Raw genomic sequence first — 23,840 nt, 5'->3', positions numbered from 1 at the left:
GGCCCTTGGTCCGGCGTAGGGGTCCGGGGCGATTCGCGCCGCGGCAAGAGGCAAGGGGAAGGAAGCCATGATCCTGCATGCAAGCTGCATTGCCTACCGGGAACGGGGGCTGCTGATCCTGGGGCCCTCGGGCGCGGGCAAGTCCGTGCTGGCGCTGCAGATGATGGCGCTTGGCGCGGCGCTGGTGGCGGACGACCGCACCGTCCTGCGCCGCGAGGGCGGTCGGATCCTCGCCGATGCGCCCGATTCGATCCGCGGCAGGATCGAGGCGCGGGGGGTGGGCATCCTGCATGCCGCGCCGCATGGCGCGGTCGAGCTGGCCCTGGCGGTCGATCTGGCGCGCCCCGAGCCCGACCGACTGCCGCCCGACCGGCGGCTTGACCTAATGGGCAGGTCCGTGCCCCTTGTCCTTGGGGCCGGCCGCGTTCATCTTGCGTCAATACTGTTGCAATACCTTGTCGCTGGCCGGGCGGATACGGATTTGCACGAAAGGTAGGGTCAAGCCATGCCGGAGGCGGCAAGCGCCATGGACAGCCAGGAGGAACAGGCCCAGCGGCTGGTGCTGATCACCGGCCCGTCGGGGGCCGGGCGCTCGACGGCGATCAACGTGCTGGAGGATCTGGGCTACGAGGCGATCGACAACCTGCCCCTGTCGCTGATCCCGCGGCTGCTGGACGGGCCGGCGCGGCCGATGCCGCTGGCCCTGGGGCTGGACGTGCGCAACCGCGACTTCTCGGTCGCCAACCTGATCGAGCTTATCGACCGGCTGACCCGGCTGCCGGAATATGCGCCCGAGGTGCTGTTCCTGGATTGCACGACCGAGCAGCTCTTGCGGCGGTTCAACGAAACCCGGCGCCGCCATCCGCTGCGCGCCGAGGGCTCGCCGCTCGACGCCATCATCGCCGAGCGCGACATGCTGTCGCCGATCCGCGCCCGCGCCGACGTGCTGGTCGATACGTCCGAGCTGTCGCCGCATGACCTGAAGGCGGAACTGGCCCGCTGGTTCGAGACCGAGCCGGGGCGGCGGCTGACCGTCTCGGTCCAGTCCTTTTCCTACAAGCGCGGCGTGCCGCGCGGGGTGGACATGATGTTCGACTGCCGCTTCCTGGCCAATCCGCATTGGCAGCCGGAACTGCGGCCGCTGGATGGCCGCGATTCGCCGGTTCAGCATTATGTGATGGCCGATTCGCGATTCGACGAATTCTTCCGCAGGGTGCAGGATCTTGTGCTTTTCACCCTGCCTGCCCATCTGGATGAGGGAAAGGCGCACCTGGCGATCGGCTTCGGCTGCACCGGGGGGCGACACCGTTCTGTCACAATGGCGGAAAAAATGGCAGATGCGCTTGCGAAAGCAGGCTGGCAAGTGTCAATTAGACATCGGGAACTTGAACGCCGTGAAAAGGCGCCGGCACCTGGGGATGATGGCCATATGCGGGCCTCTCGCACAGCTTTGGCGCAAGGGTGAACGGCTGGTGCGTGGTGGGGCGAATTGATCGGGATTGTCATCGTGGCGCATGGTGGGCTGGCCAGGGAATATCTCTCGGCCGTCGAGCATGTGGTGGGGCCGCAAACCGGGATCAAGGCCGTGGCCATCGAGGAAAACCATGACCGGGGCGAGAAGCAGGCCGAAATCTGCGCCGCCGCGGATGCGGTGGACGCGGGCGACGGCGTGGTGGTGGTCACGGATCTGTTCGGGGGTTCGCCCTCGAACCTGTCGCTGATGGCCTGTGCGACGCGGAACCGCTCGATTCTCTATGGGGCGAACCTGCCGATGCTGGTGAAACTGGCGAAATCGCGCAAATTGTCGGTGGCCGATGCGGTGACGCTGGCCAAGGATGCGGGACGCAAGTACATCAACAGCTATGACGTCCTGCCTGCCGATGTGCTTCCCATTCCCAAACGTGCCGCTTCATGAATGACATGACCAACGGGGCCGTCACCCGCGAACTGGCGATCATCAACGAAAAGGGCCTGCACGCGCGGGCCAGCGCGAAATTCGTCGAGACGGTGGAACGCTTCGACGCCCAGGCCACCGTGGAAAAGGACGGCATCAGCGTCTCGGGCGATTCGATCATGGGCCTGCTGATGCTGGCCGCGCCGCGCGGCACCGCGATTCGCGTCACCACCCGCGGGGTCGAGGCGCAGGAGCTGGCCGATGCGCTGACCGCCCTGGTCGAGGATTACTTCGGCGAAGGCATGTAAGGGCCGGACATGGCCCGCACCTCCTATCACCATGGCAACCTGCGCCAGGCCCTTGTCGAGGCCACGGTGCAGCTGATCGAGGAAAAGGGCCCGCAGGCCTTTACCCTGGCCGAGGCCGCACGCCTGGCCGGGGTCAGCGCCGCCGCGCCCTATCGCCATTTCGCCGGGCGCGAGGATCTGCTGGAGGAGGTCGCCCGGCAGGGCTTCGAGGAATTCGCCGACCGGCTCGAGGCCGCCTTCGACCAGGGCCGGCCGCGGCCGCTGACCGCATTCCTGCGCATGGGCCAGGAATACCTGACCTTTGCCGCCGAGCGGCGCGGCTTCTACATGGCCATGTTCGAATCGGGCATCTCGATCGCCGGCAATGCCGGGCTGTCGCAGGCCTCGGAACGGGCGCGCGGCATCCTGGTGCGCGGGGCCGAGACGCTGTTTGCCCAATTGCCCAATGGGCGCCGCCCGCCGCCGGGCATGGTCGCCGACCATGTCTGGGCGCTGAGCCATGGCGTGGTCGAGCTGTTCGGCCGCGGCAAGCCCGGCTCGCGCTCGCCCATCTCGGCGGGCGACATGCTGGAAAGCGGGGCGCTGATCTATCTGCGCGGGCTCGGCGTGATCCCCGACTGAAACTTTCCCATGAAAATTTCCGCCGTTTCCCTTGAACCCGGCCGGCTGCGCTCCATCTATGTAAATGTGATTAACATTCACATCGGAAAGGGACCGCAATGAACACTGACATCGCCCCGCGCCCCTCCGTCCTTGACCGGGTCGGCGCCGTGCTGGCCGGCATCCGGGACTGGCTGGACGAACGCGGGAAGGGCGCCTGGATCGCCGCCATGATCCTGGCCTTCATCGCCTGCTGGCCCTTGGGCCTTGCCATCCTGGGTTACATGATCTGGAGCAAACGCATGTTTTCCTGCCGCCACCGCCATCATCACCACCGCCACGGCCGCAGCCATGGCCTCGGATACGCGGCGCCGACCGGCAACACCGCCTTCGACGCCTATCGCGAGGAAACGCTGAAGCGGCTGGAGGACGAGCATCGCGAGTTCCTGGACTTCCTGCAAAAGCTGCGCGAAGCCAAGGACAAGGCCGAGTTCGACCAGTTCATCCAAAGCCGCAAGGAATCGGATGAGCCGCCGGCTCCCAGGATCGAGCCGCAGGCGTGATGCGAAAAGGGCCGGGGATCACCCGGCCCTGCTTCAATAGGAATATTCGGCATAGATGCGGCTGAGGTCGCCCGCCCATTCGCCCTGGTATTTCTCCAGCAGCTCGTCGGCCGGCACCCTGCCGGTCTCGACGCTTTCCTTCAGCGTGTTCAGGAAATGCGTCTCGTCCGGGACCAGCCCGCCCGAGCCGGTGCGGGCCCGCGCCTTGAGCCCGGCCTCGGAAATCGCCAGCACCTCGCGCGCCAGGTCGCGCATCCTGGTGCCGTGCACCTCGGCATCCAGCGCCAGAAGGCCGGCGCCCTGCCGCCAGGATTCGCGCGTCTCGGCGTCCCAGCCCTTGACCAGATCCCAGGCCGCATCCAGCGCCGAGGCGTCGTAAAGCAGCCCGACCCACAGCGCCGGCAGGGCGCAGAGCCGCCGCCAGGGGCCGCCGTCGGCGCCGCGCATCTCGATGAATTTCTTGACCCGCGCCTCGGGGAAAACGGTGGTCAGGTGGTCGGCCCAGTCCGAGAGCGTCGGGATCTCGCCCGGCAGGGCGGGCAGGCGGCCGTTCAGGAAATCGCGGAAGCTCTGCCCCAGCGCGTCGATATACTTGCCGTCGCGATAGACGAAATACATCGGCACATCGAGGACGTAATCGACCCAGGCCTCGTAGCCGAACCCGTCCTCGAAGGCAAAGGGCAGCATGCCGGTGCGCGCGGCGTCGAGGTTCTGCCAGATATGCGCGCGCCAGCTTTTCCAGCCGTTCGGCTTGCCGTCGAGGAAGGGCGAATTGGCAAACAGCGCATTCGCCACCGGCTGCAGGGCCAGCGCCACGCGCAGCTTCTGCACCATGTCGGCTTCCGAGGCGAAGTCCAGGTTCACCTGCACCGTGCAGGTGCGATACATCATCTGCGTGCCCAGCGTGCCGACCCGGCCCATGTAGTCGGTCATCAGCCGGTAGCGCCCCTTGGGCATCATCGGCATCTGGTCCTGGGTCCAGACCGGCGCCGCGCCCAGGCCGATGAAGCCCGCGCCCAGCTCGTCGGCGACGCTTCTGACCTCGGCCAGGTGCTGGTTCACTTCGTCGCAGGTCTGGTGGATGGTCTCCAGCGGCGCGCCCGAGAGTTCCAGCTGGCCGCCCGGCTCCAGGCTGACATTGGCGCCGTCGCGTTCCAGCCCGATGATATGGCCGGCCTCCAGCACCGGGGTCCAGCCGAAGCGGGCCTGCAACCCCTCCAGCATGGCCTTGACCGAAGGCTGGCCGGGCGCGGCCTCATAGGGCAGGGGCATCAGGTCGGCGTGGCGATAGCCGAATTTCTCGTGTTCCGTGCCGATCCGCCAGCTTTCCCGCGGCTTTTCGCCCGAGGCGAGGTATTCGGCCAGCTGTTCGGGACGTTCGATCGGGCCGCCGCCCTGTTGGGGAATGGACATCGGTGGCCTTTCGTTTGCCTTTGCCCGCCACAGGTGGCAAGGCGGGCGGCTCAAGTCAAGCGGGCGCGAACCGGCCTCGTCCAAAGGGTTTGGATCGTGGGCGCCCCCTCGGCCAGCGCGGCGGCGACCCGGCCCATCTCGATCCCCGGCAAGGTGGCGAAGGCGCCGGCCAGATGTTCGGCCCCCGAGGCATCGACGGGGATCAGCAGCGCCTGCCCGTCGGCGCTTTTCAGCCGCCAGTGCCGGCGGCCGTTCAGCCGCATCAGCCGGATTTCGTTCAACTCGCGCAGCGCGATCTCGCCGCCCAGCAGCCGGTTGGGCGACAGGTAGCGGATCGCGCCCTCGTCCAGCTCGACCATGCCGGGGCCCAGCGTGTCGTGGCGGAACCGCATCCGCCGCCGCGCGTCCAGCGCCCAGAGCGCCGAGGCCCCGGCGATCGCGGCGCCGATCGGCCACAGGATCCAGCCGCCCAGCGAGAACACCCACAGCCCGAAGGCGGTCGCGGCCAGCGCGGTGCCGGTCTCGGCCCAGGGGCGCAGCTTTTCGGCCAGCTCCGGGCGGATCATTCCAGGTCCAGCGCCATGTCCCGATGCGGGATGCCGGCATCGTCGTATTCCGGGCCATAGGCGGCAAAGCCCAGCTTTTCGTAAAAGCCGATGGCATGGGTCTGGGCGCCCAGCTTGGCGCGGGTGACGCCGGGCATGGCGCGCAATTCCTCCAGCGCCGCGCGGATCAGCGCCGCGCCGGCGCCGGTGCCGCGGGCGGATTGCAGCACGGCGACGCGGCCGATCTTGCCGGTCGCGCCCTGGACCAGGATGCGGGCGGTGCCCACCGCCGCGCCCGAGGCGTCGCGGGCCAAGAGGTGGATCGCCTCGCCGTCGCGGCCGTCCCATTCCTCGGCCTCGGGGACGGATTGCTCGATGATGAAGACCTCGCGCCGGATCGCGCGGCAGGTCGCAAGGTCGGTGGTCTTTTCGATCATGCGAAGTAACGCTCCAGGATGCGGCGATAGATGCGGGCAAGCTGGCGCACCTGTTCGGCCGGCACGCGCTCATCCACCTGATGCATGAAATGCCCCACCAGCCCGAATTCAAGCACCGGGCAGTGATCCTTGACGAAACGCGCGTCCGAGGTGCCGCCCGAGGTGGAAAGCGCGGGGGCCACCCCCGTCTCCTCGCGCACCACGCCGGCGACCAGGTCGACGAAGGGGCCGGGCCGTGTCAGGAAGCTTTCGCCCGAAACGTCGGTCGAGATGGCGAAATCCACCTTGGTATCGGCCGAGATCGCCGCCGCCCGCGCCCGGATCGTGCGGTCGAGGCTGCCCGACGTATGCGCGTCGTTGAAGCGGATGTTGATCGTCGCCCGCACCCGTTCCGGGATCACGTTCGAGGCCGGGTTGCCGCAATCCACCGTCGTCACCTGCAAGCCCGAGGGGTCGAAATGCTCGGTCCCCTCGTCCAGCGGCGCCTCGGTCAGCTCGTGCAGCAGCCGCAGCAGCGCGTGGATCGGGTTGCGGGCGCGATGCGGATAGGCGGCATGGCCCTGGATGCCATGCGCCTCGACCTGCAGGGTCATCGAGCCGCGGCGGCCGATCTTGATCATCTCGCCCATGCGGTCGGGGTTCGAGGGCTCGCCGACGATGCAGACATCCATCCGCTCGCCATGCGCGGCCATCCAGTCGAGCAGCGCGCGGGTGCCGTGCTTGCCCGGCCCCTCCTCGTCGCCGGTGATGGCCAGGACCACCGCGCCGTCCGGCGGCGGGGTCTCGGTCACGAAGCCGATGGCGGCGGCGACGAAGGCGGCGACGCCGGATTTCATGTCGGTGGCGCCCCGGCCCCAGATCCAGCCCTCGGCCTCGTGCCCGGAAAAGGGCGGATGCGTCCAGCTGGCCGGATCGCCGGGCGGCACCACGTCGGTATGGCCGTTGAAGCCGAAGCTGCGCGCGCCCTTGGCCCCCCAGCGCGCGAACAGGTTCGGCACCCCCTCGCGGTCGACGCGATGGCATTCGAAGCCCGCCGCGCCCAGCACATCCGCCAGCAGCAGCAGCGCGCCGCCCTCGTCGGGCGTGACCGAGGCGCAGCGGATCAGCCTTGCGGTCAGTTGGGCGGGATCGGGGATCGTGGTCATGGGCGGCCTTTCGCTTTTGGCCCCCTGGTTACACCGCCGGGCCCGCAAGCTCCAGCGCGCGGCGCAGCAGGTTGGCGCCGGTCAGCACCAGCAGCAGCAGCGTCCAGCGCCGGAACCGCGCCGCGTCCAGCCGGTCATGCGCCAGATAGCCCAGCCCCATGCCGATCAGCGCCGGGATGACCAGGATCGCCGAGAACGGCAGGGTCCGGGCGTTCAGCAGCCCCGATTGCAGATGCGAGGCGGTCAGCACCGCCGCGCCGATGAAGAACACCACGCCCTGCACGCGCATCTGCTCGGCCTTGGGCACGTGCAGCGACAGCAGCAGCACCAGCAGCGGCGGCCCCCAGATGCCCGAGATGCCGCCGATCAGCCCGCCGGTCACGCCGGTCGCGATCTCCACGCGGCGGCGGTGATGGACGGGCAGGACCATGCTGCGCCCCAGGATCTGCCACAGCGCGAACAGCATGATCGGCAGGCCGATCAGCGCATACATCAGCCCTTGCGGCACGCGGGTCGCGAAAAAGGCGCTGACCGGGATGAACAGCACCACCATGCCGACATGCCAGCGCCAGTCCCAGGTCGCCTGCCATGCCGGGCGCCAGCCGCCGCGCAGCGCCTGGCGGATGTTCGTGACCAGCACCGGCAGGATCACCGCGGCGACCGCCTGCTGGGCGGGCAGGAAGGAACCCAGCGCCGCCAGCATGATCATCGGCATGGCAAAGCCGATGGCGCCCTTCACGAAGCCGGAAAACAGCGTGATCGCGATGGCGATCCAGAAATGGAAGGGATCGAGGCCGAACATGTTCCTTGGGCGACGGTAAGATTCTGCGGGTTCTGGCAAGGTGCTTAGCGCGCCTCGGATCTTTCCGCAAAGCACAAGAGGCAGGCTCTCAGGCGGAAAGCGGCGCCATCCCCCCGCGCGCGCGGGACCGGAGGTCGATCTGGACCCGGTCTACGACGCCATCGAGCCATCCCCCCGCGCGCGCGGGACCGGAAGTCGAGGACGCTGGTTGCGATGCATATTGCGCGCCATCCCCCCGCGCGCGCGGGACCGGATCACCGGCGATGCCTCGGCCTGGGCCGGAAGCACGGGGCGGCTAGCACGCCCCTCGCCCCCAGCCGGAGCAGCGCCCGGATCAAGGGCGCGCTGCCGAGGAACGGCAGCGCCGACGGCCGATTGCGTGCCGGTGACGGTGGCGGACCAGACCCATCCGGCCATGTGGCGCAGCGATGTCCGCCTGGCCTCTGGCAGGCCCTGGATCGCTGCGCATCCGGCTGGATGTCCAGCGGTTCACGCCCCGCCATGCCAAGGCCCTCGCCAGCCGCTTCGGGCCAAGGCACGGCCCCGCCGTCACTCGGGGCGCGGACGCAATAGGCAAGCTGCTGGGCGGGGCCGGGCGGAAGGGTTCGACACGGTGTTCCCCCTTGCCCAAGGGCCGGTCGCAAAGGGGGATCGACCGTTGCCAGACCGTCCTGCTCGACGGCAGCAGCCTGGCGCTGTGCCATCGTCCCGGCCGATATTCCGTGGGCACCCAGCCCGGCAATGGGCACGACTGACGGGACATTTTAGTTCATAATGCGGCTATATCGCGCATGATAGTTGCGCTGCAATTGCGAAACGGCTAGTCATGCTGCAACGCCGCATGAAGGAATCTGCCATGAAGGACATGCCCGCGATGCCAGCCGATACGCCTTCCGCCCTGCTTGCGCTTGCAGGCGAGGCCCTGCCGGAACTCGAATCCCTGCAATCCCACGCGACCGAGGCGCTGCGCGCGCTGGTCGCCCCGGCGGGCAAGCCACAGCCGGCGCTTCTGGAGGAACATCAGCACGCCGCCCATGCGCTGTCCTGGCTGGCGACCTATGTCGAATCGGTGCGCCAGCTGGCCGGCTGGGCCGGGCGGCTGGCCGAGGCGGGCAGCCTGGGCCGCACCGAGGCGCTGATCCTGCAGATCGGCCTGGGCGAATACCTGACCCAGATCGCCGGCGGCATCCCGATGAGCCAGACCGAGTTCGCCCGGCTTTCGGACCTGGGCCTCGACTGGAACCCGGGCGAGGCGGCGGCCGCGCTGATGCGCGGCAATACCGCCCAGGCGCGGGCCGAGCTGGCGCGGCTGATGCAGGACAACCATGGCCGCGCCACCTTCGGCGCCACCGGGCTGGACGAGGATCTGGAGATGATCCGCGACCAGTTCCGCCGCTATGCCGACGAGCGGGTGATCCCCAACGCCCATGAATGGCACCTGAAGGACCAGCTGATCCCGATGGAGATCATCGAGGAACTGGCCGAGCTGGGCGTTTTTGGCCTGACCATCCCCGAGGAATTCGGGGGGCTGGGCCTCTCGAAAGCCTCGATGGTGGTCGTGACCGAGGAGCTGTCGCGCGGCTATATCGGCGTGGGCTCGCTGGGCACCCGCAGCGAGATCGCGGCCGAGCTGATCCTCTGCGGCGGCACCGAGGCGCAGAAGGCGAAATGGCTGCCGGCGCTGGCCTCGGGCGAGATCCTGTCGACGGCGGTCTTTACCGAGCCGAATACCGGCTCGGACCTGGGCAGCCTGCGCACGCGGGCCGTGCGCGACGGCGACGACTGGGTCGTCACCGGCAACAAGACCTGGATCACCCATGCGCAGCGCACCCATGTCATGACGCTGCTGGCGCGCACCGACCCCGAGACCACGGATTGGCGCGGGTTGTCGATGTTCCTGGCGGAAAAGACGCCGGGCACCGACGACGACCCCTTCCCGACCCCCGGCATGACCGGCGGCGAGATCGAGGTGCTGGGCTATCGCGGCATGAAGGAATACGAACTCGGCTTCGACGGCTTCCGGGTCAAGGGCGAGAACCTGCTGGGCGGCGAGCCGGGGCGCGGCTTCAAGCAGCTGATGGAGACCTTCGAATCGGCGCGCATCCAGACCGCCGCCCGCGCCGTGGGCGTGGCGCAATCGGCGGCCGAGATCGGCATGCAATACGCCATCGACCGCAAGCAGTTCGGCAAACCGCTGATCGAGTTCCCGCGCGTCGCCGACAAGCTGGCGATGATGGCGGTGGAAATCATGATCGCCCGCCAGCTGACCTATTTCAGCGCCTGGGAAAAGGACCACGGCCGGCGCTGCGACCTGGAGGCCGGCATGGCCAAGCTCTTGGGCGCGCGCGTCGCCTGGGCGGCGGCCGACAATGCCTTGCAGATCCATGGCGGCAACGGCTTTGCGCTGGAATACGCCATCAGCCGCGTGCTGTGCGACGCGCGGATCCTGAACATCTTCGAGGGCGCGGCCGAGATCCAGGCCCAGGTTATTGCACGCAGGCTACTGGACTAGGATGAAATTCCGGCCCCTGCTGGACAGCGGGGGCCGTTAGGGCATTATGGCAGCAACATGACGTAACGGAGCTGCCCATGAACCGCATCCCGATGATTTCCGTGGCCTTCGCCGCCACGCTCGGCCTTGCCGCCTGCGAGCCCGCCACGCCCGACGTTCCGGGCAGCAATATCCCGACTGGCGCCTATGTGCTGGTCGGCATCGGTTCCGACACCGTGCCGCAGCGCAATGTCGGCATGACCATCGCGGCGGACGGCTCGATTTCGGGCAAGGCGCCCTGCAACCAGTATTCGGCCAGCCAGACCGCCGAGCCGCCGGGCTTTGCGCTGGGCCCGCTGACCACGACCGAGATGGCCTGTTCGGGCAATGCCGGCCGGCTGGAGACGCGCTATCTGCAGGCGCTGTCGGCCGCCGACGGCATCACCTTCGAGGGCGGCGTGCTGACAATCAAGGGGCCGACCTACCTGACCTATGAGCCGGGCTATCGCAAGGAATGACCCCTTGCCCGGAAGGAGGCGCGCCATGCGCAAGCTGATCCTGGCCCTGTCCTTGCCCCTGGGGCTGGCCGCCTGCGCGGCCGAACCGGACGGTGCGGCGCAGATCCCCGGCGACTATGCGCTGGTCGCGGTCGAGGGCGTCGCGGTTTCGGGCACGCCGAGCCTGCGCATCGCCGAGGACGGCGCGGTCTCGGGGCAGGGGCCCTGCAACCTGTTCACCGGCCGCAACAACGCCGCGCTGCCGGCGCTGGACCTGGGCGCGCTGGCGGTGACGCGCCGCGCCTGCCTGCAAGAGGGCGGCGAGCACGCGTTCTTCCAGGCGCTCGGCGCGGTGCGCGAGGCCAGGCGCGAGGGCGAGGAGCTGGTGATGACCGGCCCGGATGTCACCATCCGCTGGCGGATCGCGACGCCGTAAGCCGGGCGACCAGCCGGGCGCGTGCGGGCGGCAGGGGCTTGCCCGCATGGCTCTCGGCGAGCCGCGATTGCAGGAAATGCCCGGTCAGGGCCAGCGCGTCCTCGATCCCGCCATTGCCGCGTCCGCCCAGCATGGCGGGCAGGGGCAAGAGCCGCGGCGCCCAGTCCCCCGCCGCCTGCGCCGAAACCGCCCGGCCCGAGCGCGGGCTGACATAGGCCAGCCCCTCGCGCGATCCCGTCACCGCGCAGCTGGTCAGGTCCAGCCCGAAGCCCAGCTCGTCCAGAAGCCGCATTTCCCAGCGCAGATAGGCTTCCGCCCAATCCTCGCCCGCGTCCATCAGGTCCAGCAGCGCCTCGGTCGCGGCGGCAAGGTGGGGATGGGGGTCGCGCTCGGGCAGGGCAAAGGTCAGCAGCGCGGTGACGGCATTCACCCCGGCCAGCGCATCGGCACCGGCCAGCAGCCCCGGCCGCGCCCGCGCCGGCTCGATGCTGAAGGTGCCCAGCTGTTCCTCAAGCCGCGCCCGCCAGCGCAGGCTGACCCGGTTGCCCGGCTGCAGCATGGCGGCGCGCCTGGCGCTGGCGCCGCCGGGCACCAGGCCGCGGATCAGCCCTGCCTCGCGCGTCAGCACGGTCAGGATCACGGCGCTTTCGCCGTGCCTTTGCAGCGCCATCACGCTGGCCTCGCCGCTCCATTCCATCGCGCCGCCTTTCCTTTCGCGCCACCCTGCCGCAATCTGGGGGCGACGGACAAGGAGGCAGGCATGTTGAAACCGTGGATCGAGGCCCAGGCCCGGCTGGTCGAAGTGGCGGCGGGGCGCGCGCCGGCGGATCTGGTGATCCGGGGCGGGCAATGGGTCAATGTCCACACGCGCGAGGTGATCCCCGGCATCGACATCGCCGTGGCCGACGGCCGGGTGGCCTATGTCGGCGCCGATGCCGGGCCCTTGATCGGCCCCGATACGCAGGTGATCGAGGCGGCGGGCCGCTACATGGTCCCCGGCCTGGTCGACGCGCATATGCATGTCGAATCGGGGATGCTGACGCCCGCCGGCTTTGCCGCCGCCGTGATCCCGCATGGCACGACGACGATCTTCCACGACCCGCATGAGATCGCCAATGTGCTGGGGCTCAACGGCGTGCGGCTGATGCGGGACGAATCGCTGCTCCAGCCGATCAGCATGTTCACCCAGATGCCCAGCTGCGCGCCATCCGCCCCCGGCCTGGAGACCACCGGCCAGCCGATCACCGAGGGCGAGGTGGCGCAGGCCATGGGCTGGGACGGCATCGTCGGCCTGGGCGAGATGATGAACTTTCCCGGCGTCGCCGCGGGCGACCGGCAGATGCTGGCCGAGATCGCCGCCACCCGCGCCGCCGGCAAGACGGTGGGCGGCCATTACGCCAGCCCCGACCTGGGCCGGCCCTTCCACGCCTATGTCGCCGGCGGCGCCGCGGACGACCACGAGACCACGACCGAGGCGCAGGGCATCGCCCGCGTGCGCCAGGGCATGGGCTGCATGATGCGGCTGGGCTCGGCCTGGTATGACGTGGAAAGCCAGATCACCGCGATCACCGAAAAGGGGCTCGACCCGCGCTTCTTCATCCTTTGCACCGACGACAGCCATTCCGGCACGCTGGTCCATGACGGACACATGAACCGGGTGGTGCGCCATGCCATCGACTGCGGCTGCGATCCGCTGGTGGCGATCCAGATGGCGACGATCAACGCGGCCCAGCATTTCGGGCTGGAACGCGAGCTGGGCAGCATCACGCCGGGCCGGCGGGCGGACGTGATCCTGACCCGCGACCTGCGCAGCCTGCCCATCGAGGCGGTGATCGCGCAGGGGCGGCTGGTCGCCGAAGGCGGCAAGCTGCTGGTGGATTGCCCGCGCATCGCCTGGCCCGACGAGGCGCGCAACTCGGTGCATCTGGGGCGCAGCCTTGCCGGCGCGGATTTCGCCGTGCGCGCCACGGGCGACAGCGCGCGGGTGCGGGTGATCGGCGTGGTCGAGAACCAGGCCCCGACCCGCGCGCTGACCGCCGAGCTGCCGATCCGCGACGGCGTGATCGAGGCGCAGGGCGAGACCTGCCATATCGCGCTGGTCGAACGCCACCGGGCGACGGGCGGCGTAGTGAACGGCTTCGTCTCGGGCTTCGGCTACCAGGGCCGGATGGCGGTGGCCTCGACCGTGGCGCATGACAGCCATCACATGATCGTCGTCGGCACCTGCCGCGACAGCATGGCGGCGGCGGCCAACCACCTGGGCCGGATCGGCGGCGGCGTCACCGTGTTCCGCGACGGCGAGGAACTGGCGACGGTGGCGCTGCCCATCGCCGGGCTGATGTCCGACCTGCCCGCCGAGGAAGTGGCCGAGGCGACGCAGGGGATCGTCAAGGCGATGCAGGATTGCGGCTGCCGGCTCAACAACGCCTATATGCAGCATTCGCTCCTGGCGCTGGTGGTGATCCCCGAGCTGCGCATCTCGGACCTGGGCATCGTCGACGTGACCCGGTTCGAACTGGTCGACCTGCTGGTCTAGCCCTGCAGCCCCGGCACGACCCCCGGCCGGGATGGGCCGGGGCCGGCCGCGGGGCGTGCGTCAGTCGCCGTCGTCGGGCACTTCGTCGTCATCGCCGAAGCGGGCGTCGTCGTCATATTCGTCCTCGCCCTCGCCGACATATTTCGCCGACAGGTTGATCGAGTGATTGTCGTGGATCGGGTCCATGACGATGTCCGAGGGGATTTCGCCCGCCAGCCATTCGCGGATCTCGTCCTTGGTCTCGTCGATCTCCTGCCCGGTGACTTCGGCGATATAGGTGATGAAGGCGCGCTGGTCGCCGTCGATCTCCTCAAGGTCGCTTTCATCGGCCGCAGGCCATTTCTCGACGATGGCCTCGAAGAAGGCGGGCCAGTTGTCGCGGACGTGAACCCATTTCATCAGTAGCCTCCTCCGCCCAGGCCGCCCTGCACCATGCGCGAGGCGCCGGTGATGTCCTCGCCCACGCCGGCCACGGTATTGCACGCGGCAAGCGCAAGAAGGGTCAGGATGGCTGCGATCCGACTGAATTTCATTCTCTTTCCTCCTGCCACCAGGTTTCTGGCATGAAGCCGGGCCAGTCACCGTAAAGCGGCGTGTTTTCAGGATAATCCAGGTCGGCACGATGGGCCAAGCGGGAAATCCGTGAATAGCTGACCGGGATGACATAGCGTCCGGCGGTTAAGATTCGGTCAAGGGCCCTGACCGCTGCGACGAAATCCTCATGCGTGCGGGCGTGGCCCATCTCGGCGATCATCGCCTCGGCGGCGGCGCTGTCCATGCCCATCCAGTTGCGGCTGCCCGGCTTGGCCACGCCCTCGCGGCCCCAATAGAGCCGCTGTTCGTTGCCGGGCGACAGCGACAGCCCGCGTTCATACCAGGTCATGTCGAACTGGTAATTGTTCGTCCGTTCCACATATTGCGCGGCATCGAGCATCGTCACCGTCGGCCGGATGCCCAGGTTGCGCAGCGATTGCACGAAGATGTCGATGATCTGCCGGGTCTCGGCGCTGGTGCGCATGGCGCTGCCCGACTGGTTCAGCAGGATCTCGAAGGCGAAGGGGCGGCCCTTCGCGTCGCGCAGCTCGCCCTCCTGCACGGTCCAGCCGGCCTCGCCCAGCAGGTCCAGCGCGGCGCGGATGCCCCGGCGGTCGATGGCGCGCTCGCCGCCCTCGGGCAGGGCATAGCCCTCGATGGTGCCGGGCGGCAGCTGGTCGGCGAAGGGCGCCAGCAACGCGGCCTCGCGCCCGGTGGCGGGGCCGGGCTGCATCGCCAGATCGGAATTGGCGAAATAGCTGGTGATCCGCGGATCCTTGCCGCCGGTCAGCGTCATGTTGATGAAGCGATAGTTGAAGGCTTCGATCATCGCCTGCCGCACCCGCCAGTCGGCAAACAGCGGATTGCGGGTGTTCATCACCAGCCCCATGATCCCCGAGGGGCGGCCATGCGCGATCTCGGATTTCTCCATCCGGCCGTCGCGCATGGCGGGAAAGTCGAAATTGCGTTCCCAGCGCGCCGCGACCAGTTCGCGCCAGACGTCGATCTCGCCGGCCTTGAACGCCTCGAACATGGCCGAGGCGTCGCCGAAATAGTCGTAGCGGATCACGTCGAAATTGTGCAGCCCCCGGCTGACCGCCAGGTCGCGGCCCCAGTAATCCGGGTTGCGGCGAAAGCTGATCGCCCGGCCCGGATCGACCTTGTCGATGACATAGGGCCCCGATCCGATGGGGACCATCAGGCTGGACCGGCCGAAATCGCGCCCCTGCCATTGCGCCTTCTTCAGGATCGGCCGCATGCCCATCAGCATCGACAGCTCGCGGTCGGCGGTGTTGAAGGTGAACCGGACCGAGCGCGGCCCGGTCTGTTCCATCGTCTCGACCTTGGACCAGACGGCGGTATAGCGCGGATGCCCCTTGGTCCCCAGCACCTCATAGGACCACATCACGTCCTCGATCGTTACCGGCGTGCCGTCGGAAAAGCGCGCCTCGGGGCGCAGGGTGAACTCGACCCATGTCCGGTCGGCATCGGTCTCGACGCTTTCGGCCAGAAGGCCGTAGAGGGTGAAGGGCTCGTCGATCGAGCGCATCATCAGCGACTCGGCCACCAGCCCCGGCTGGGTGAAGATCGGCCAGACCGGGTTGCCCATCAGGATCCAGGGGTTGAGCGAATCGAAGGTGCCCGTCTCGGCCAGGCGAATCGTGCCGCCCTTGGGCGCCTCGGGATTGGCATAGGGCAGGTGGGTGAAGCCGGCCGGAAGCGCAGGTTCTCCATACATTGCAATGGCATGCCGGGGTTCGGCAAGGCTTGCCAGCGGCATGGATGCAACACACAGGCACAGGGCGATTCGCCGCCAGATCGCGGATTCGTTAGCAAACTTGAAGAATCGCATGCTCGATGGCCCTGTTTTCCGGGTCGTTGGTTCTGCCCGCGCCCAGATTAACCGCCCGTTCACCTTGAAGCAAACTTACGCCTTGGACTCATGGGGCGAAAAGCGTATAGATAAGGCACTGCTCGATAGGTTTCTTGCCTGTATGAAACCTGCCTCATGACTTGCGCCCGCCTTGTGCGGGCGCTTTTTTCTTGGGGGTTTCGCGATCCGGCCGCAGCCTTGCCTGCCCGCGCCCGCCGGGGGAATCGAGCGCGCAAAAAAGTGAACGAAGCGGTATTTCCCCTGCCATCGCCGGCGGCCCCCGCGCCTTGCCGCGCCGCCGGTGTCCGACCTTGTGCGGTGCGGGCTTTTTCCCCATGCTGCGGCGGCAACAGCAACGCAGGCGTGGAGGCAGCGATGTTCCAGAAATTCCTTGGCGGCAAGACGGCGGTGGTGACGGGTTCGAACTCGGGGATCGGGCTTGGCATCGCGCATGAGCTGGCGCGGGCCGGGGCGGATCTGGTGCTGAACAGCTTTACCGACGCGCCCGAGGATCACGCCCTGGCCGAAAGCCTGGCCGCCGAGCATGGCGTCAAGGTCCGCTACATCCAGGCCGACATGTCGAAGGGCGCCGAGTGCCGCGCCCTGATCGAAAAGGCCGGCGCCTGCGACATCCTGGTGAACAATGCCGGCATCCAGCATGTCGCGCCGATCCCGGATTTCCCGGCCGAGAAATGGGACGCGATCATCGCCATCAACCTGTCCTCCGCCTTTCACACCACGGCGGTGGCGCTGCCGCTGATGCGCGAGGCGGGCTGGGGGCGGGTGATCAACATCGCCTCGGCGCACGGGCTGACGGCCAGCGAATACAAGTCGGCCTATGTCGCCGCCAAGCACGGCATCGTCGGCCTGACCAAGGTGACGGCGCTGGAGACGGCGAAGGAGCCGATCACCTGCAACGCCATCTGCCCCGGCTATGTGCTGACGCCCATCGTGGAAAAGCAGATCCCCGACCAGATGAAGACCCACAACCTGAGCCGCGAGGACGTGATCGCCAAGGTCATGCTGCACCGCCAGCCCTCGGGGCAGTTCGCCACGGTCGAGCAGATGGGCGGCACGGCGGTCTTTCTGTGCTCGCCGGCGGCCGAGCAGATCACCGGCACGACGATCTCGGTGGACGGGGGGTGGACGGCGCTTTAGGGCGCCGCTCCGGCAGGGTTTCCCGCCCCTTTGCCCAAGGGGATCGCGGGCGGGCGGTCAGCCCCAGGCCGCCTCGAACTCACGCCATTCGCCCTTGCTCATGCCGCTGTTTTCCTGCGTGACCGTCTCGCCGGCCAGGCGGCGCTTCAGCGCCTCGACGCCCCTGGCGGAAAGCTGCATGCCGCCCAGCCGGTAATCCTCGAAGGCGGCGTAGGCGAAGGGCACCCAGTCCTTGACGATGCCGCACATGGTTTCGGCATAGGTGCGGATCTCGTATTGCGCATGGGCATCGGCGCGCAGGCGCAGGAAATGGAACAGGTTGTGCAGGTCGACCTTCCAGTACCATTGCGTATAGACATTCGCCGGCAGGTTCATCCGCGCCAGTTCGCGCGCCAGGCCCTGCTGGCCCTCCTGGCTCAGCATCGCCTCGTAATGGTCATAGCTGCGCATCGCGTCCTCGCGCAGGATGTCGAGGACGCGGGCGGCCTCGTCCCCCTCCAGCACCTGGCCGCGGCCCTGGTTGTTCACCGTCGATTGCGCGGCCAGGTGTTCGGGGGCGGGGATGTAGAATTCGCGGTCCAGGATCGAATAGCGCGCCGAATATTCGTTCACGTTGGCGGTGCGGTGGCGGATCCATTGCCGGGCGACGAAGACCGGCAGCTTGACGTGGAACTTGACCTCGCACATCTCGAACGGGGTCGAGTGCCAGTGCCGCATCAGGTAGCGGATCAGCCCCTCGTCGTTGCTGACCGATTTCGTGCCGCGGCCATAGCTGACCCGCGCGGCCTGGGTGATCGCGCCGTCGTCGCCCATGTAGTCGATGACCCGCACCAGCCCGTGATCCAGCACCGGATGCGCCCGGTAGAGATGGCCCTCCATCCCCTCGGAGACGGCGCGCAGGGTGGGGCGCGGGCTGGCGCGCAGCTCGTCGATCTCGGCCTGTTGTTCGGGGGTCAGGGGCATGGCGGAATCCTTCGTGCTGTTGGGCATATCTTGTGGCACCGACGGGGGATGCAATCAACCGGCAGTATGGACGCGGCGGGTGCAGCCGATCGCCCCACGTTGCGGTCCGGCCGCCGCCATGCCAGTCTGGCCGCAGCGAACGGAAAGGAGCGACAGATGAAGGTCCGCTATCTGCACACCATGGTCCGCGTGCTCGATCTGGAAAAGACGATGGCATTCTTCCGCCTGCTCGGGCTGGAGGAGACGCGGCGAATCGACAATGAGAAGGGGCGCTTCACCCTGGTCTTCATGGCGCCGCCCGGCCAGCCGGAATGCCCGGTCGAGCTGACCTGGAACTGGGACGGCGACGACGGCCTGCCCTCGGACAGCCGGCATTTCGGCCATCTCGCCTATCGGGTCGAAGATATCTACGAGATGTGCCAGAGGCTGATGGATGCGGGCGTGACCATCAACCGCCCGCCGCGCGACGGCCACATGGCCTTTGTCCGCAGCCCTGACAACATCTCGATCGAATTGCTGCAAGAGGGCGAGGCGCTGCCGCCGCAAGAGCCCTGGGCCAGCATGCAGAACACAGGCCACTGGTAGGGGGCGGGGCCCCGGCGCAAGGCGGCGCAGGGTCTGGCTCATGTCCGACCCGCACTGGGCCGGGCCCGGCCGAGCTGCCGCAAGAGCCCTGGGCCAGCATGCAGAACACGGGCCACTGATAGAGGGCGGGGCCGCGGCGCAAGGCGGCGCAGGGTCTGGACATGCCCGGCCCGCGCCGGGTCGGGTCGGCCTATCGCAGACCTGACCGCGCGCATTGAGACGCTGGATGCCCGACCCGTCGCCGGGACCGGCCGGCGGGGAGAAGGGCCCCCGCGGCCGATGCCGGTGCGGGCCGGGCATGACGGCGTCGCTGGGCCATGCCGGGGCGGTGTGGTTCAATAGATGTAGCGGATCTGCTCGGCCCAGAATCTTTCGACCCGGCGCCATTGCAGGTTCACCGCCTCGATGGGCGGATCGTCCAGCACGCCGGACAGTTCCAGCCCTTCGGCATGGCGGGCAAACAGCCGCGCCACGCAATCGCGCACCTCTTGCCCCGTCTGGGTCAGCCGCACCCGGACCGCGCGGCGGTCCATCTCGCAGCGTTCATGGTGGACATAGCCCAGCTCGACCAGCTTCTTGAGATTGTAGGAGACGTTCGAGCCCTGATACATCCCGCGCGAGCGCAACTCGCCCGCCGTCACCTCCGACGTGCCGAGATTGTAGATCAGCAGCGCCTGCACCGGCGTCAGATCCGAGCGGCCCAGCCGCTCGAACTCGTCCTTGACCAGGTCCAGCAAAAGCCGATGCAGCCGCTCCAGCATTTGCAGGCTTTCCAGATAGGCGTCGGCCCGGTTGGTCCGCGGCGGCAAGGGCCGCAGGGCCGGCACCGTGTGGGCAGAGCTGCGCTGTTGCATAAGCGGGTTCCGTTCTTGGCCTCGTTTCCGCCACAATGGCGCAGATTTGCCAATCTTCGGTTAATCGCCGCGCAGTTTGCTAAAATTGCGCCTATTTCCGTGCCAGCCGCTGATGGGCAAAACCCGCCACGCGGTCCAGGATGGGCAGCAGCGCCTGCGGTCCTGGGCGGGCGTCGCCCAGCCGGGCGGTGATCCAGGGATACAGATCCTGGTCGTTTTCGCTCAGCAGCGCCTCGTAAAGGTCCAGTTCCTCGGGGCTCAGCCCGTCAAGCTCGCTGTCCGAGAACGGGCCCAGGATCAGGTCCATCTCCTTGGTGCCCCGCCGCCAGCTGCGCATCCGCAGCCGCTTCAGCCTTGCTTCGTTCTCGTCCACGCTTGCCCCCGGCTTGCCTGTCCGCGGCGCCGCCCCTATGACGGGGCAGCCAGCCGCAGGATGAATTCGATGAGCTTTTTGTCGCAGACGCTCGCCCGCGTCAAACCCTCGCCCACCATCGCCATCACCACCCGCGCCCGCGAGCTTGCGGCCGAGGGGCGGGACATCATCGGCCTGTCCGCCGGCGAGCCCGATTTCGACACGCCCGCGCATATCCGCGAGGCGGCCAAGGCCGCCATCGACGCCGGCCATACCCGCTACACGGCGGTAGACGGCATCCCGGAACTGAAACGCGCCATCTGCGACAAGTTCGCGCGGGAAAACGGGCTGGACTATGCGCCCGCGCAGGTGACGGTCGGCACCGGCGGCAAGCAGATCCTCTACAACGCACTGATGGCGACGCTGAATCCGGGCGACGAGGTCATCATTCCCGCGCCCTATTGGGTCAGCTACCCGGACATGGTGCTGCTGGCCGGCGGCACGCCCGTGGTGGTCGAGGGCGCGATGCAGAACGGCTATCGCATCACCCCCGAACAGCTGGAGGCGGCGATCACGCCGCGGACGAAATGGCTGATCCTCAATTCGCCCTCGAACCCCACCGGCGCGGGCTATGCCGTCGAACACATGCGCGCCCTGACCCAGGTGCTGATGCGCCATCCGCAGGTCTGGGTGCTGGCGGACGACATCTACGAGCATCTGGTCTTTGACGATTTCCGCTTCGTCACCCCGGCGCAGGTCGAGCCGGGGCTGAAATCGCGCACGCTGACCATGAACGGCGTGTCGAAGGCCTATGCCATGACCGGCTGGCGCATCGGCTATGGCGCGGGCCCCGAGGAACTGATTCGCGCCATGGCCAAGCTGCAGTCGCAATCGACCTCGAACCCCTGCTCGATCAGCCAATATGCGGCGCTGGCCGCGTTGCAGGGGCCGCAGGACTACATCGCGGAAAGCCGCGCCGTGTTCCAGCGCCGCCGCGACCTGGTGGTGGCGGGGCTGAACGCCTGTCCCGGCATCGACTGCCCGGTGCCGCAGGGGGCGTTCTACGTCTATCCCTCGATCGCGGCGCTGATCGGCAAGACCTCGGCCGGCGGCACGTTGATCGCGGATGACGAGGCATTCGCCACCGCGCTGTTGAACGAGACCGGGGTCGCGGTGGTCTTTGGCGCGGCCTTCGGGCTTTCGCCGCATTTCCGCATCTCCTACGCCACATCGGACGCGGTGCTGGCGGATGCCTGCGCGCGGATCAAGGGGTTCTGCGAGGGGTTGCGCTAAAGCGAAGCGGCGGGGCCGAAACCCCGCCCCGCCTGCCTTAGTTGACGAAAAGCTGCGGCCTGGTCAGGCTTTCCGGGCGCAGGATGGCGTCCAGCCGTTCTTTCGGCAAAAGCCCCTTTTCCAGCACCAGCTCATAGACGCCGCGGCCGGTCAGATGCGCCTCGGTCGCGAGTTCGGTGGCGGCGGCATAGCCGATATAGGGGTTCAGCGCCGTGACGATGCCGATCGAGCGGCGCACGGTTTCCTTCAGCACGTCGCGATTGGCGGTGATGCCGCGCACGCAATTGTGCTCCAGCGTGTTGCAGGCCGCGATCAGGTGGCTGACCGAGCGGAACATGCTGTAGGCGATGACCGGCTCGAAGGCATTCAGCTGCAACTGCCCGCCCTCGGCGGCCATGGTGATGGTCATGTCGTTGCCGATCACCTCGAAGGCGACCTGGTTGACCACCTCGGGGATGACCGGGTTCACCTTGCCCGGCATGATCGAGGAACCGGCCTGTTTCGCCGGCAGGTTGATCTCGTTGAAGCCGGCGCGCGGGCCCGAGGACAGCAGCCGCAGGTCGTTGCAGATCTTCGACAGCTTGACCGCCACCCGCTTCAGCACGCCCGAGACCTGCACGAAGGCGCCGCAATCCTGCGTCGCCTCGACCAAGTCGGGGGCGGTGACGACCGGGATCACGGTGATCTCGGCCAGCCGCGCCCGCACCCGCTCGGCATAGTCGGGATGGGTGGTGATGCCGGTGCCGATGGCGGTGGCGCCCAGGTTGATCTCGCAGATCAGGCTGGCGGCCTCGGCCAGGCGCATCTCGTCCTCGCCGATGGTGATGGCGAAGGCGTTGAACTCCTGGCCCAGGGTCATCGGCACCGCCTCTTGCAGCTGGGTGCGGCCCATCTTGAGGATTTCGGCGAATTCCGCGCCCTTCTCGGCAAAGGCGCCGCGCAGCGAGGCCAGCGCCGCGATCACGTTCTGCAAGCCCCGCCACGAGGCCAGCCGCAACGCCGTCGGATAGACGTCGTTGGTCGATTGGCTCATGTTCACATGCTCGTTGGGATGCAGGTATTTGTATTCACCCTTGGCATGGCCCATGATCTCCAGCGCGCGGTTGGCGATGACCTCGTTGGCGTTCATGTTGGTTGAGGTGCCGGCGCCGCCCTGGATCTGGTCCACGACGAACTGGTCGTGCAGCTGGCCGGCGCGGATTTCCTCGCAGGCGGCGACGATGGCGTCGCGGCGCTCGGCCGAAAGCAGCCCCAGATCGGCATTGGCCAGCGCCGCAGCCTGCTTGATCGCGGCCAGCGCGCGGATCAGTTCGGGAATTTCGCCGATGGGCCTGCCGGAGATCGGGAAATTCTCGACGGCGCGCAGGGTGTGGACGCCCCAATAGGCGTCGGCGGGCACCTCGCGGTCGCCAAGCAGGTCGTGTTCGATGCGGGTCTTGGTCATGTTCACCTCGGGCGCAGGCGCGCCGCCCGCCGGTGGCGGTGCGGGCGCGATGCGCATTTCTGTCGGATCTGTTGCGATAGGCAGGGCGTTCGCGCGCCCCATGTGTCAAAGATTTAGGCAGGATCGCGGGTATTTTCCAATGCGAAGTCGCGCTGGGTTATTCCGATCCTGCATAACCTTCGCCCAACTCGCGCGCGGCCTGCCAGACCCGCCCGGTGATGCCGCGGCCGCGCGCCGCATTGCGGTAAAGCCGGATCTCCATCGGCAGTTCCGGGGCCACGACCTCCAGCCGGCCGGTCGCGATCTCGGCCGCGACCAGCCGGCGGGGCAGCCAGACCAGGCCATGCCCGGCCACGGCCATGCTTTTCATCGCCTCGGCCATGCTGGCTTCGTCGGTATGGGCGACATAGACCCTGGGCGCGCCGGGCTGCGCCAGCGCGATGCGCGCCATGGCGTTCAGGAACGAGCCGCGGGAATATTTCAGCATCGGCATGCCCTCGGTCCGCCATTCCTGCGGAAAGCCGGGGCGGGCGACGGCGACCAGGCTGTCCTGGCCCACCACCAGATGCGGATAGCCCGCGGGGTCCAGCGGGATGTTCACCTGCGGATGGGCATAGGTCAGGAAGAAGTCATAGCCGCCCTCGGTCAGGGCCTCGATGCAGCGGTCGAAATTCTCGGGCTTGACGCGGCTGGTCATCTGCCCCGCCGCCGCCTTCAGCCGCATCAGCCAGCCCGGCAGGAAGGTCACGGTCAGGCTGTGCAGCGCCACGAAGGAAATCTCGCCGCCCCGGCTTCGGGCATGGTCGCGGAACTCGGCGCGGCGGGCGAGGATCATGCGCACGACCTCCTCGGCCGTCTCGCGGAACAGCACGCCCTCGGGCGTCAGCGACACCGGGTAGCTGTCGCGCGACAGCAGGTCGGTGCCCAGCCATTCCTCCAGCGCGCGGATGCGGCGGCTGAAGGCGCTTTGCGTGACGCCGCGCAGCTCGGCCGAGCGCGAGAAGCTGTGCGTCTCGGCCAGGCTCAGGAAGTCCTCAAGCCATTTCAGATCCATGCGCCCCCCTTTCCTGCCGCTTTAGCCGAGCCGGCGCGGGCGCGCCATGCCTGGCCGCCTTGC

The 23,840-nt window shown here is 68.1% G+C and carries 28 protein-coding genes; 14 read left to right on the top strand and 14 right to left on the bottom strand.

The genetic code is table 11. The features are described from left to right. Window positions 1-67 precede the first annotated feature (67 nt). The 6 genes from KF941_RS19595 (at window position 68) to KF941_RS19570 (ending at window position 3,365) form a co-directional block, all read left to right on the top strand. The gene (locus KF941_RS19595) at window positions 68-496 is read left to right on the top strand and encodes a serine kinase (RefSeq protein ID WP_214274293.1); all 429 of its coding nucleotides are present in this window, start codon (window positions 68-70) and stop codon (window positions 494-496) included. A gap of 9 nt (window positions 497-505) precedes the next feature. Next, a complete protein-coding gene (rapZ, locus tag KF941_RS19590; protein WP_052095936.1) occupies window positions 506-1,465 on the top strand; it encodes an RNase adapter RapZ in 960 nt (319 codons plus the stop codon). Window positions 1,466-1,489: 24 nt separating this feature from the next. Beyond that, on the top strand, window positions 1,490-1,915 hold the full coding sequence (locus tag KF941_RS19585) for a PTS fructose transporter subunit IIA (protein ID WP_036756189.1): 426 nt from the start codon (window positions 1,490-1,492) through the stop codon (window positions 1,913-1,915). Then, window positions 1,912-2,202: an HPr family phosphocarrier protein gene (locus tag KF941_RS19580; protein ID WP_214274292.1), complete on the top strand. Its 291-nt coding sequence runs from the start codon at window positions 1,912-1,914 to the stop codon at window positions 2,200-2,202. The genes KF941_RS19585 and KF941_RS19580 overlap by 4 nt, the downstream gene beginning before the upstream one ends. A 9-nt stretch (window positions 2,203-2,211) precedes the next feature. Next, window positions 2,212-2,823: a TetR/AcrR family transcriptional regulator gene (locus tag KF941_RS19575; protein WP_072462075.1), complete on the top strand. Its 612-nt coding sequence runs from the start codon at window positions 2,212-2,214 to the stop codon at window positions 2,821-2,823. A 98-nt stretch (window positions 2,824-2,921) separates the two neighbouring features. After that, complete coding sequence (locus tag KF941_RS19570; RefSeq protein WP_214274291.1) at window positions 2,922-3,365, top strand: DUF2852 domain-containing protein; 444 nt, start codon at window positions 2,922-2,924, stop codon at window positions 3,363-3,365. Between the two features lie 33 nt (window positions 3,366-3,398). On the opposite strand, the gene KF941_RS19565 is transcribed toward KF941_RS19570, so the two are convergent. Genes KF941_RS19565 through KF941_RS19545 form a run of 5 tightly spaced genes read right to left on the bottom strand, consistent with a single transcriptional unit; the run spans window position 3,399 to window position 7,707 of the window. Beyond that, entirely contained in the window at window positions 3,399-4,778 is a 1,380-nt protein-coding gene (locus tag KF941_RS19565) for a glutamate--cysteine ligase (RefSeq protein WP_214274290.1), read from the bottom strand. A 50-nt stretch (window positions 4,779-4,828) separates the two neighbouring features. Further along, window positions 4,829-5,344, bottom strand: a complete 516-nt coding sequence (locus KF941_RS19560; RefSeq protein WP_116220466.1) for a hypothetical protein — start codon at window positions 5,342-5,344, stop codon at window positions 4,829-4,831. Further along, the gene (locus tag KF941_RS19555; RefSeq protein ID WP_214274289.1) at window positions 5,341-5,760 is read right to left on the bottom strand and encodes a GNAT family N-acetyltransferase; all 420 of its coding nucleotides are present in this window, start codon (window positions 5,758-5,760) and stop codon (window positions 5,341-5,343) included. The genes KF941_RS19560 and KF941_RS19555 overlap by 4 nt, the downstream gene beginning before the upstream one ends. After that, window positions 5,757-6,905 (bottom strand): succinyl-diaminopimelate desuccinylase, encoded by a 1,149-nt coding sequence (gene dapE, locus KF941_RS19550; protein WP_139293959.1) that lies wholly within the window; start codon window positions 6,903-6,905, stop codon window positions 5,757-5,759. Before dapE ends, KF941_RS19555 begins: the two co-directional genes overlap by 4 nt. A 28-nt stretch (window positions 6,906-6,933) precedes the next feature. Beyond that, window positions 6,934-7,707, bottom strand: a complete 774-nt coding sequence (locus KF941_RS19545) for a sulfite exporter TauE/SafE family protein (protein ID WP_116220463.1) — start codon at window positions 7,705-7,707, stop codon at window positions 6,934-6,936. A 428-nt stretch (window positions 7,708-8,135) separates the two neighbouring features. On the opposite strand from KF941_RS19545, the gene KF941_RS19540 reads away from it, so the two are divergent. The 4 genes from KF941_RS19540 to KF941_RS19525 all read left to right on the top strand — a co-directional run bounded on the left by KF941_RS19540 (window position 8,136) and on the right by KF941_RS19525 (window position 11,131). Beyond that, window positions 8,136-8,462, top strand: a complete 327-nt coding sequence (locus tag KF941_RS19540) for a hypothetical protein (RefSeq protein WP_214274288.1) — start codon at window positions 8,136-8,138, stop codon at window positions 8,460-8,462. Window positions 8,463-8,563: 101 nt separating this feature from the next. Continuing rightward, window positions 8,564-10,219, top strand: coding sequence for an acyl-CoA dehydrogenase family protein (locus tag KF941_RS19535; protein WP_214274287.1), 1,656 nt, complete (start codon window positions 8,564-8,566; stop codon window positions 10,217-10,219). A gap of 77 nt (window positions 10,220-10,296) precedes the next feature. After that, entirely contained in the window at window positions 10,297-10,716 is a 420-nt protein-coding gene (locus KF941_RS19530) for an META domain-containing protein (protein ID WP_036756167.1), read from the top strand. Between the two features lie 25 nt (window positions 10,717-10,741). Continuing rightward, a complete protein-coding gene (locus tag KF941_RS19525; RefSeq protein WP_214274286.1) occupies window positions 10,742-11,131 on the top strand; it encodes an META domain-containing protein in 390 nt (129 codons plus the stop codon). Here the strand turns inward: KF941_RS19525 and recO are convergent. Further along, window positions 11,100-11,828, bottom strand: coding sequence for a DNA repair protein RecO (gene recO / locus KF941_RS19520; protein WP_214274285.1), 729 nt, complete (start codon window positions 11,826-11,828; stop codon window positions 11,100-11,102). The two genes, KF941_RS19525 and recO, sit on opposite strands and share 32 nt — an antisense overlap. A gap of 63 nt (window positions 11,829-11,891) precedes the next feature. Between recO and ade the strand changes: the two genes are divergently transcribed. Beyond that, entirely contained in the window at window positions 11,892-13,667 is a 1,776-nt protein-coding gene (gene ade / locus KF941_RS19515; RefSeq protein ID WP_214274284.1) for an adenine deaminase, read from the top strand. 60 nt (window positions 13,668-13,727) lie between these two features. On the opposite strand, the gene KF941_RS19510 is transcribed toward ade, so the two are convergent. Genes KF941_RS19510 through KF941_RS19505 form a run of 3 tightly spaced genes read right to left on the bottom strand, consistent with a single transcriptional unit; the run spans window position 13,728 to window position 15,939 of the window. Continuing rightward, on the bottom strand, window positions 13,728-14,066 hold the full coding sequence (locus tag KF941_RS19510; protein ID WP_036756157.1) for a hypothetical protein: 339 nt from the start codon (window positions 14,064-14,066) through the stop codon (window positions 13,728-13,730). Next, complete coding sequence (locus tag KF941_RS28420; RefSeq protein ID WP_255469645.1) at window positions 14,066-14,200, bottom strand: hypothetical protein; 135 nt, start codon at window positions 14,198-14,200, stop codon at window positions 14,066-14,068. Before KF941_RS28420 ends, KF941_RS19510 begins: the two co-directional genes overlap by 1 nt. Beyond that, window positions 14,197-15,939, bottom strand: coding sequence for an extracellular solute-binding protein (locus KF941_RS19505; protein WP_240540495.1), 1,743 nt, complete (start codon window positions 15,937-15,939; stop codon window positions 14,197-14,199). The genes KF941_RS28420 and KF941_RS19505 overlap by 4 nt, the downstream gene beginning before the upstream one ends. Before the next feature lie 510 nt (window positions 15,940-16,449). Between KF941_RS19505 and KF941_RS19500 the strand changes: the two genes are divergently transcribed. Then, window positions 16,450-17,232, top strand: coding sequence for a 3-hydroxybutyrate dehydrogenase (locus KF941_RS19500; protein WP_036756275.1), 783 nt, complete (start codon window positions 16,450-16,452; stop codon window positions 17,230-17,232). Window positions 17,233-17,289: 57 nt separating this feature from the next. On the opposite strand, the gene thyX is transcribed toward KF941_RS19500, so the two are convergent. Next, window positions 17,290-18,195: an FAD-dependent thymidylate synthase gene (gene thyX, locus KF941_RS19495; protein WP_036756272.1), complete on the bottom strand. Its 906-nt coding sequence runs from the start codon at window positions 18,193-18,195 to the stop codon at window positions 17,290-17,292. A gap of 156 nt (window positions 18,196-18,351) precedes the next feature. Between thyX and KF941_RS19490 the strand changes: the two genes are divergently transcribed. Then, on the top strand, window positions 18,352-18,780 hold the full coding sequence (locus KF941_RS19490; protein ID WP_116220459.1) for a VOC family protein: 429 nt from the start codon (window positions 18,352-18,354) through the stop codon (window positions 18,778-18,780). Between the two features lie 335 nt (window positions 18,781-19,115). On the opposite strand, the gene KF941_RS19485 is transcribed toward KF941_RS19490, so the two are convergent. Both KF941_RS19485 and KF941_RS19480 read right to left on the bottom strand, forming a co-directional pair. Continuing rightward, complete coding sequence (locus tag KF941_RS19485) at window positions 19,116-19,541, bottom strand: winged helix DNA-binding protein (protein ID WP_240540564.1); 426 nt, start codon at window positions 19,539-19,541, stop codon at window positions 19,116-19,118. A 184-nt stretch (window positions 19,542-19,725) separates the two neighbouring features. Beyond that, entirely contained in the window at window positions 19,726-19,971 is a 246-nt protein-coding gene (locus tag KF941_RS19480; protein WP_051419801.1) for a succinate dehydrogenase assembly factor 2, read from the bottom strand. Window positions 19,972-20,076: 105 nt separating this feature from the next. Here KF941_RS19480 and KF941_RS19475 point away from each other — a divergent pair, with 105 nt between their 5' ends. Beyond that, entirely contained in the window at window positions 20,077-21,279 is a 1,203-nt protein-coding gene (locus KF941_RS19475) for a pyridoxal phosphate-dependent aminotransferase (RefSeq protein ID WP_214274282.1), read from the top strand. A 37-nt stretch (window positions 21,280-21,316) separates the two neighbouring features. Here the strand turns inward: KF941_RS19475 and aspA are convergent, their stop codons facing one another. Together aspA and KF941_RS19465 are read right to left on the bottom strand one after the other, a co-directional pair. Further along, window positions 21,317-22,723, bottom strand: coding sequence for an aspartate ammonia-lyase (gene aspA, locus KF941_RS19470; RefSeq protein ID WP_072462123.1), 1,407 nt, complete (start codon window positions 22,721-22,723; stop codon window positions 21,317-21,319). A gap of 157 nt (window positions 22,724-22,880) precedes the next feature. Then, window positions 22,881-23,777 (bottom strand): LysR substrate-binding domain-containing protein, encoded by an 897-nt coding sequence (locus KF941_RS19465; protein ID WP_214274281.1) that lies wholly within the window; start codon window positions 23,775-23,777, stop codon window positions 22,881-22,883. Window positions 23,778-23,840: the final 63 nt, after the last annotated feature.

Origin of the sequence: Paracoccus sp. pheM1 (assembly GCF_018499825.1) — a bacterium.
Taxonomy (GTDB): domain Bacteria; phylum Pseudomonadota; class Alphaproteobacteria; order Rhodobacterales; family Rhodobacteraceae; genus Paracoccus; species Paracoccus versutus.
The sequence above is the reverse complement of the archived record's forward strand: the minus strand, read 5'-3'. Positions and strand labels throughout refer to the sequence as shown.

What these genes read in the sequence shown, in the direction of transcription:
- KF941_RS19545 (WP_116220463.1), bottom strand. Translation starts at nt 7,707, where the DNA reads ATGTTCGGCCTCGATCCCTTCCATTTCTGGATCGCCATCGCGATCACG.
- KF941_RS19575 (WP_072462075.1), top strand. Translation starts at nt 2,212, where the DNA reads ATGGCCCGCACCTCCTATCACCATGGCAACCTGCGCCAGGCCCTTGTC.
- KF941_RS19595 (WP_214274293.1), top strand. Translation starts at nt 68, where the DNA reads ATGATCCTGCATGCAAGCTGCATTGCCTACCGGGAACGGGGGCTGCTG.
- KF941_RS19480 (WP_051419801.1), bottom strand. Translation starts at nt 19,971, where the DNA reads ATGCGCAGCTGGCGGCGGGGCACCAAGGAGATGGACCTGATCCTGGGC.
- recO (WP_214274285.1), bottom strand. Translation starts at nt 11,828, where the DNA reads ATGGAATGGAGCGGCGAGGCCAGCGTGATGGCGCTGCAAAGGCACGGC.
- KF941_RS19475 (WP_214274282.1), top strand. Translation starts at nt 20,077, where the DNA reads ATGAGCTTTTTGTCGCAGACGCTCGCCCGCGTCAAACCCTCGCCCACC.
- KF941_RS19570 (WP_214274291.1), top strand. Translation starts at nt 2,922, where the DNA reads ATGAACACTGACATCGCCCCGCGCCCCTCCGTCCTTGACCGGGTCGGC.
- KF941_RS19465 (WP_214274281.1), bottom strand. Translation starts at nt 23,777, where the DNA reads ATGGATCTGAAATGGCTTGAGGACTTCCTGAGCCTGGCCGAGACGCAC.
- KF941_RS19500 (WP_036756275.1), top strand. Translation starts at nt 16,450, where the DNA reads ATGTTCCAGAAATTCCTTGGCGGCAAGACGGCGGTGGTGACGGGTTCG.
- KF941_RS19525 (WP_214274286.1), top strand. Translation starts at nt 10,742, where the DNA reads ATGCGCAAGCTGATCCTGGCCCTGTCCTTGCCCCTGGGGCTGGCCGCC.
- KF941_RS19565 (WP_214274290.1), bottom strand. Translation starts at nt 4,778, where the DNA reads ATGTCCATTCCCCAACAGGGCGGCGGCCCGATCGAACGTCCCGAACAG.
- ade (WP_214274284.1), top strand. Translation starts at nt 11,892, where the DNA reads ATGTTGAAACCGTGGATCGAGGCCCAGGCCCGGCTGGTCGAAGTGGCG.
- dapE (WP_139293959.1), bottom strand. Translation starts at nt 6,905, where the DNA reads ATGACCACGATCCCCGATCCCGCCCAACTGACCGCAAGGCTGATCCGC.
- KF941_RS28420 (WP_255469645.1), bottom strand. Translation starts at nt 14,200, where the DNA reads ATGAAATTCAGTCGGATCGCAGCCATCCTGACCCTTCTTGCGCTTGCC.
- KF941_RS19530 (WP_036756167.1), top strand. Translation starts at nt 10,297, where the DNA reads ATGAACCGCATCCCGATGATTTCCGTGGCCTTCGCCGCCACGCTCGGC.
- KF941_RS19535 (WP_214274287.1), top strand. Translation starts at nt 8,564, where the DNA reads ATGAAGGACATGCCCGCGATGCCAGCCGATACGCCTTCCGCCCTGCTT.
- aspA (WP_072462123.1), bottom strand. Translation starts at nt 22,723, where the DNA reads ATGACCAAGACCCGCATCGAACACGACCTGCTTGGCGACCGCGAGGTG.
- KF941_RS19555 (WP_214274289.1), bottom strand. Translation starts at nt 5,760, where the DNA reads ATGATCGAAAAGACCACCGACCTTGCGACCTGCCGCGCGATCCGGCGC.
- KF941_RS19490 (WP_116220459.1), top strand. Translation starts at nt 18,352, where the DNA reads ATGAAGGTCCGCTATCTGCACACCATGGTCCGCGTGCTCGATCTGGAA.
- KF941_RS19505 (WP_240540495.1), bottom strand. Translation starts at nt 15,939, where the DNA reads ATGTATGGAGAACCTGCGCTTCCGGCCGGCTTCACCCACCTGCCCTAT.
- rapZ (WP_052095936.1), top strand. Translation starts at nt 506, where the DNA reads ATGCCGGAGGCGGCAAGCGCCATGGACAGCCAGGAGGAACAGGCCCAG.
- thyX (WP_036756272.1), bottom strand. Translation starts at nt 18,195, where the DNA reads ATGCCCCTGACCCCCGAACAACAGGCCGAGATCGACGAGCTGCGCGCC.
- KF941_RS19510 (WP_036756157.1), bottom strand. Translation starts at nt 14,066, where the DNA reads ATGAAATGGGTTCACGTCCGCGACAACTGGCCCGCCTTCTTCGAGGCC.
- KF941_RS19560 (WP_116220466.1), bottom strand. Translation starts at nt 5,344, where the DNA reads ATGATCCGCCCGGAGCTGGCCGAAAAGCTGCGCCCCTGGGCCGAGACC.
- KF941_RS19485 (WP_240540564.1), bottom strand. Translation starts at nt 19,541, where the DNA reads ATGCTGGAGCGGCTGCATCGGCTTTTGCTGGACCTGGTCAAGGACGAG.
- KF941_RS19540 (WP_214274288.1), top strand. Translation starts at nt 8,136, where the DNA reads ATGTCCGCCTGGCCTCTGGCAGGCCCTGGATCGCTGCGCATCCGGCTG.
- KF941_RS19580 (WP_214274292.1), top strand. Translation starts at nt 1,912, where the DNA reads ATGAATGACATGACCAACGGGGCCGTCACCCGCGAACTGGCGATCATC.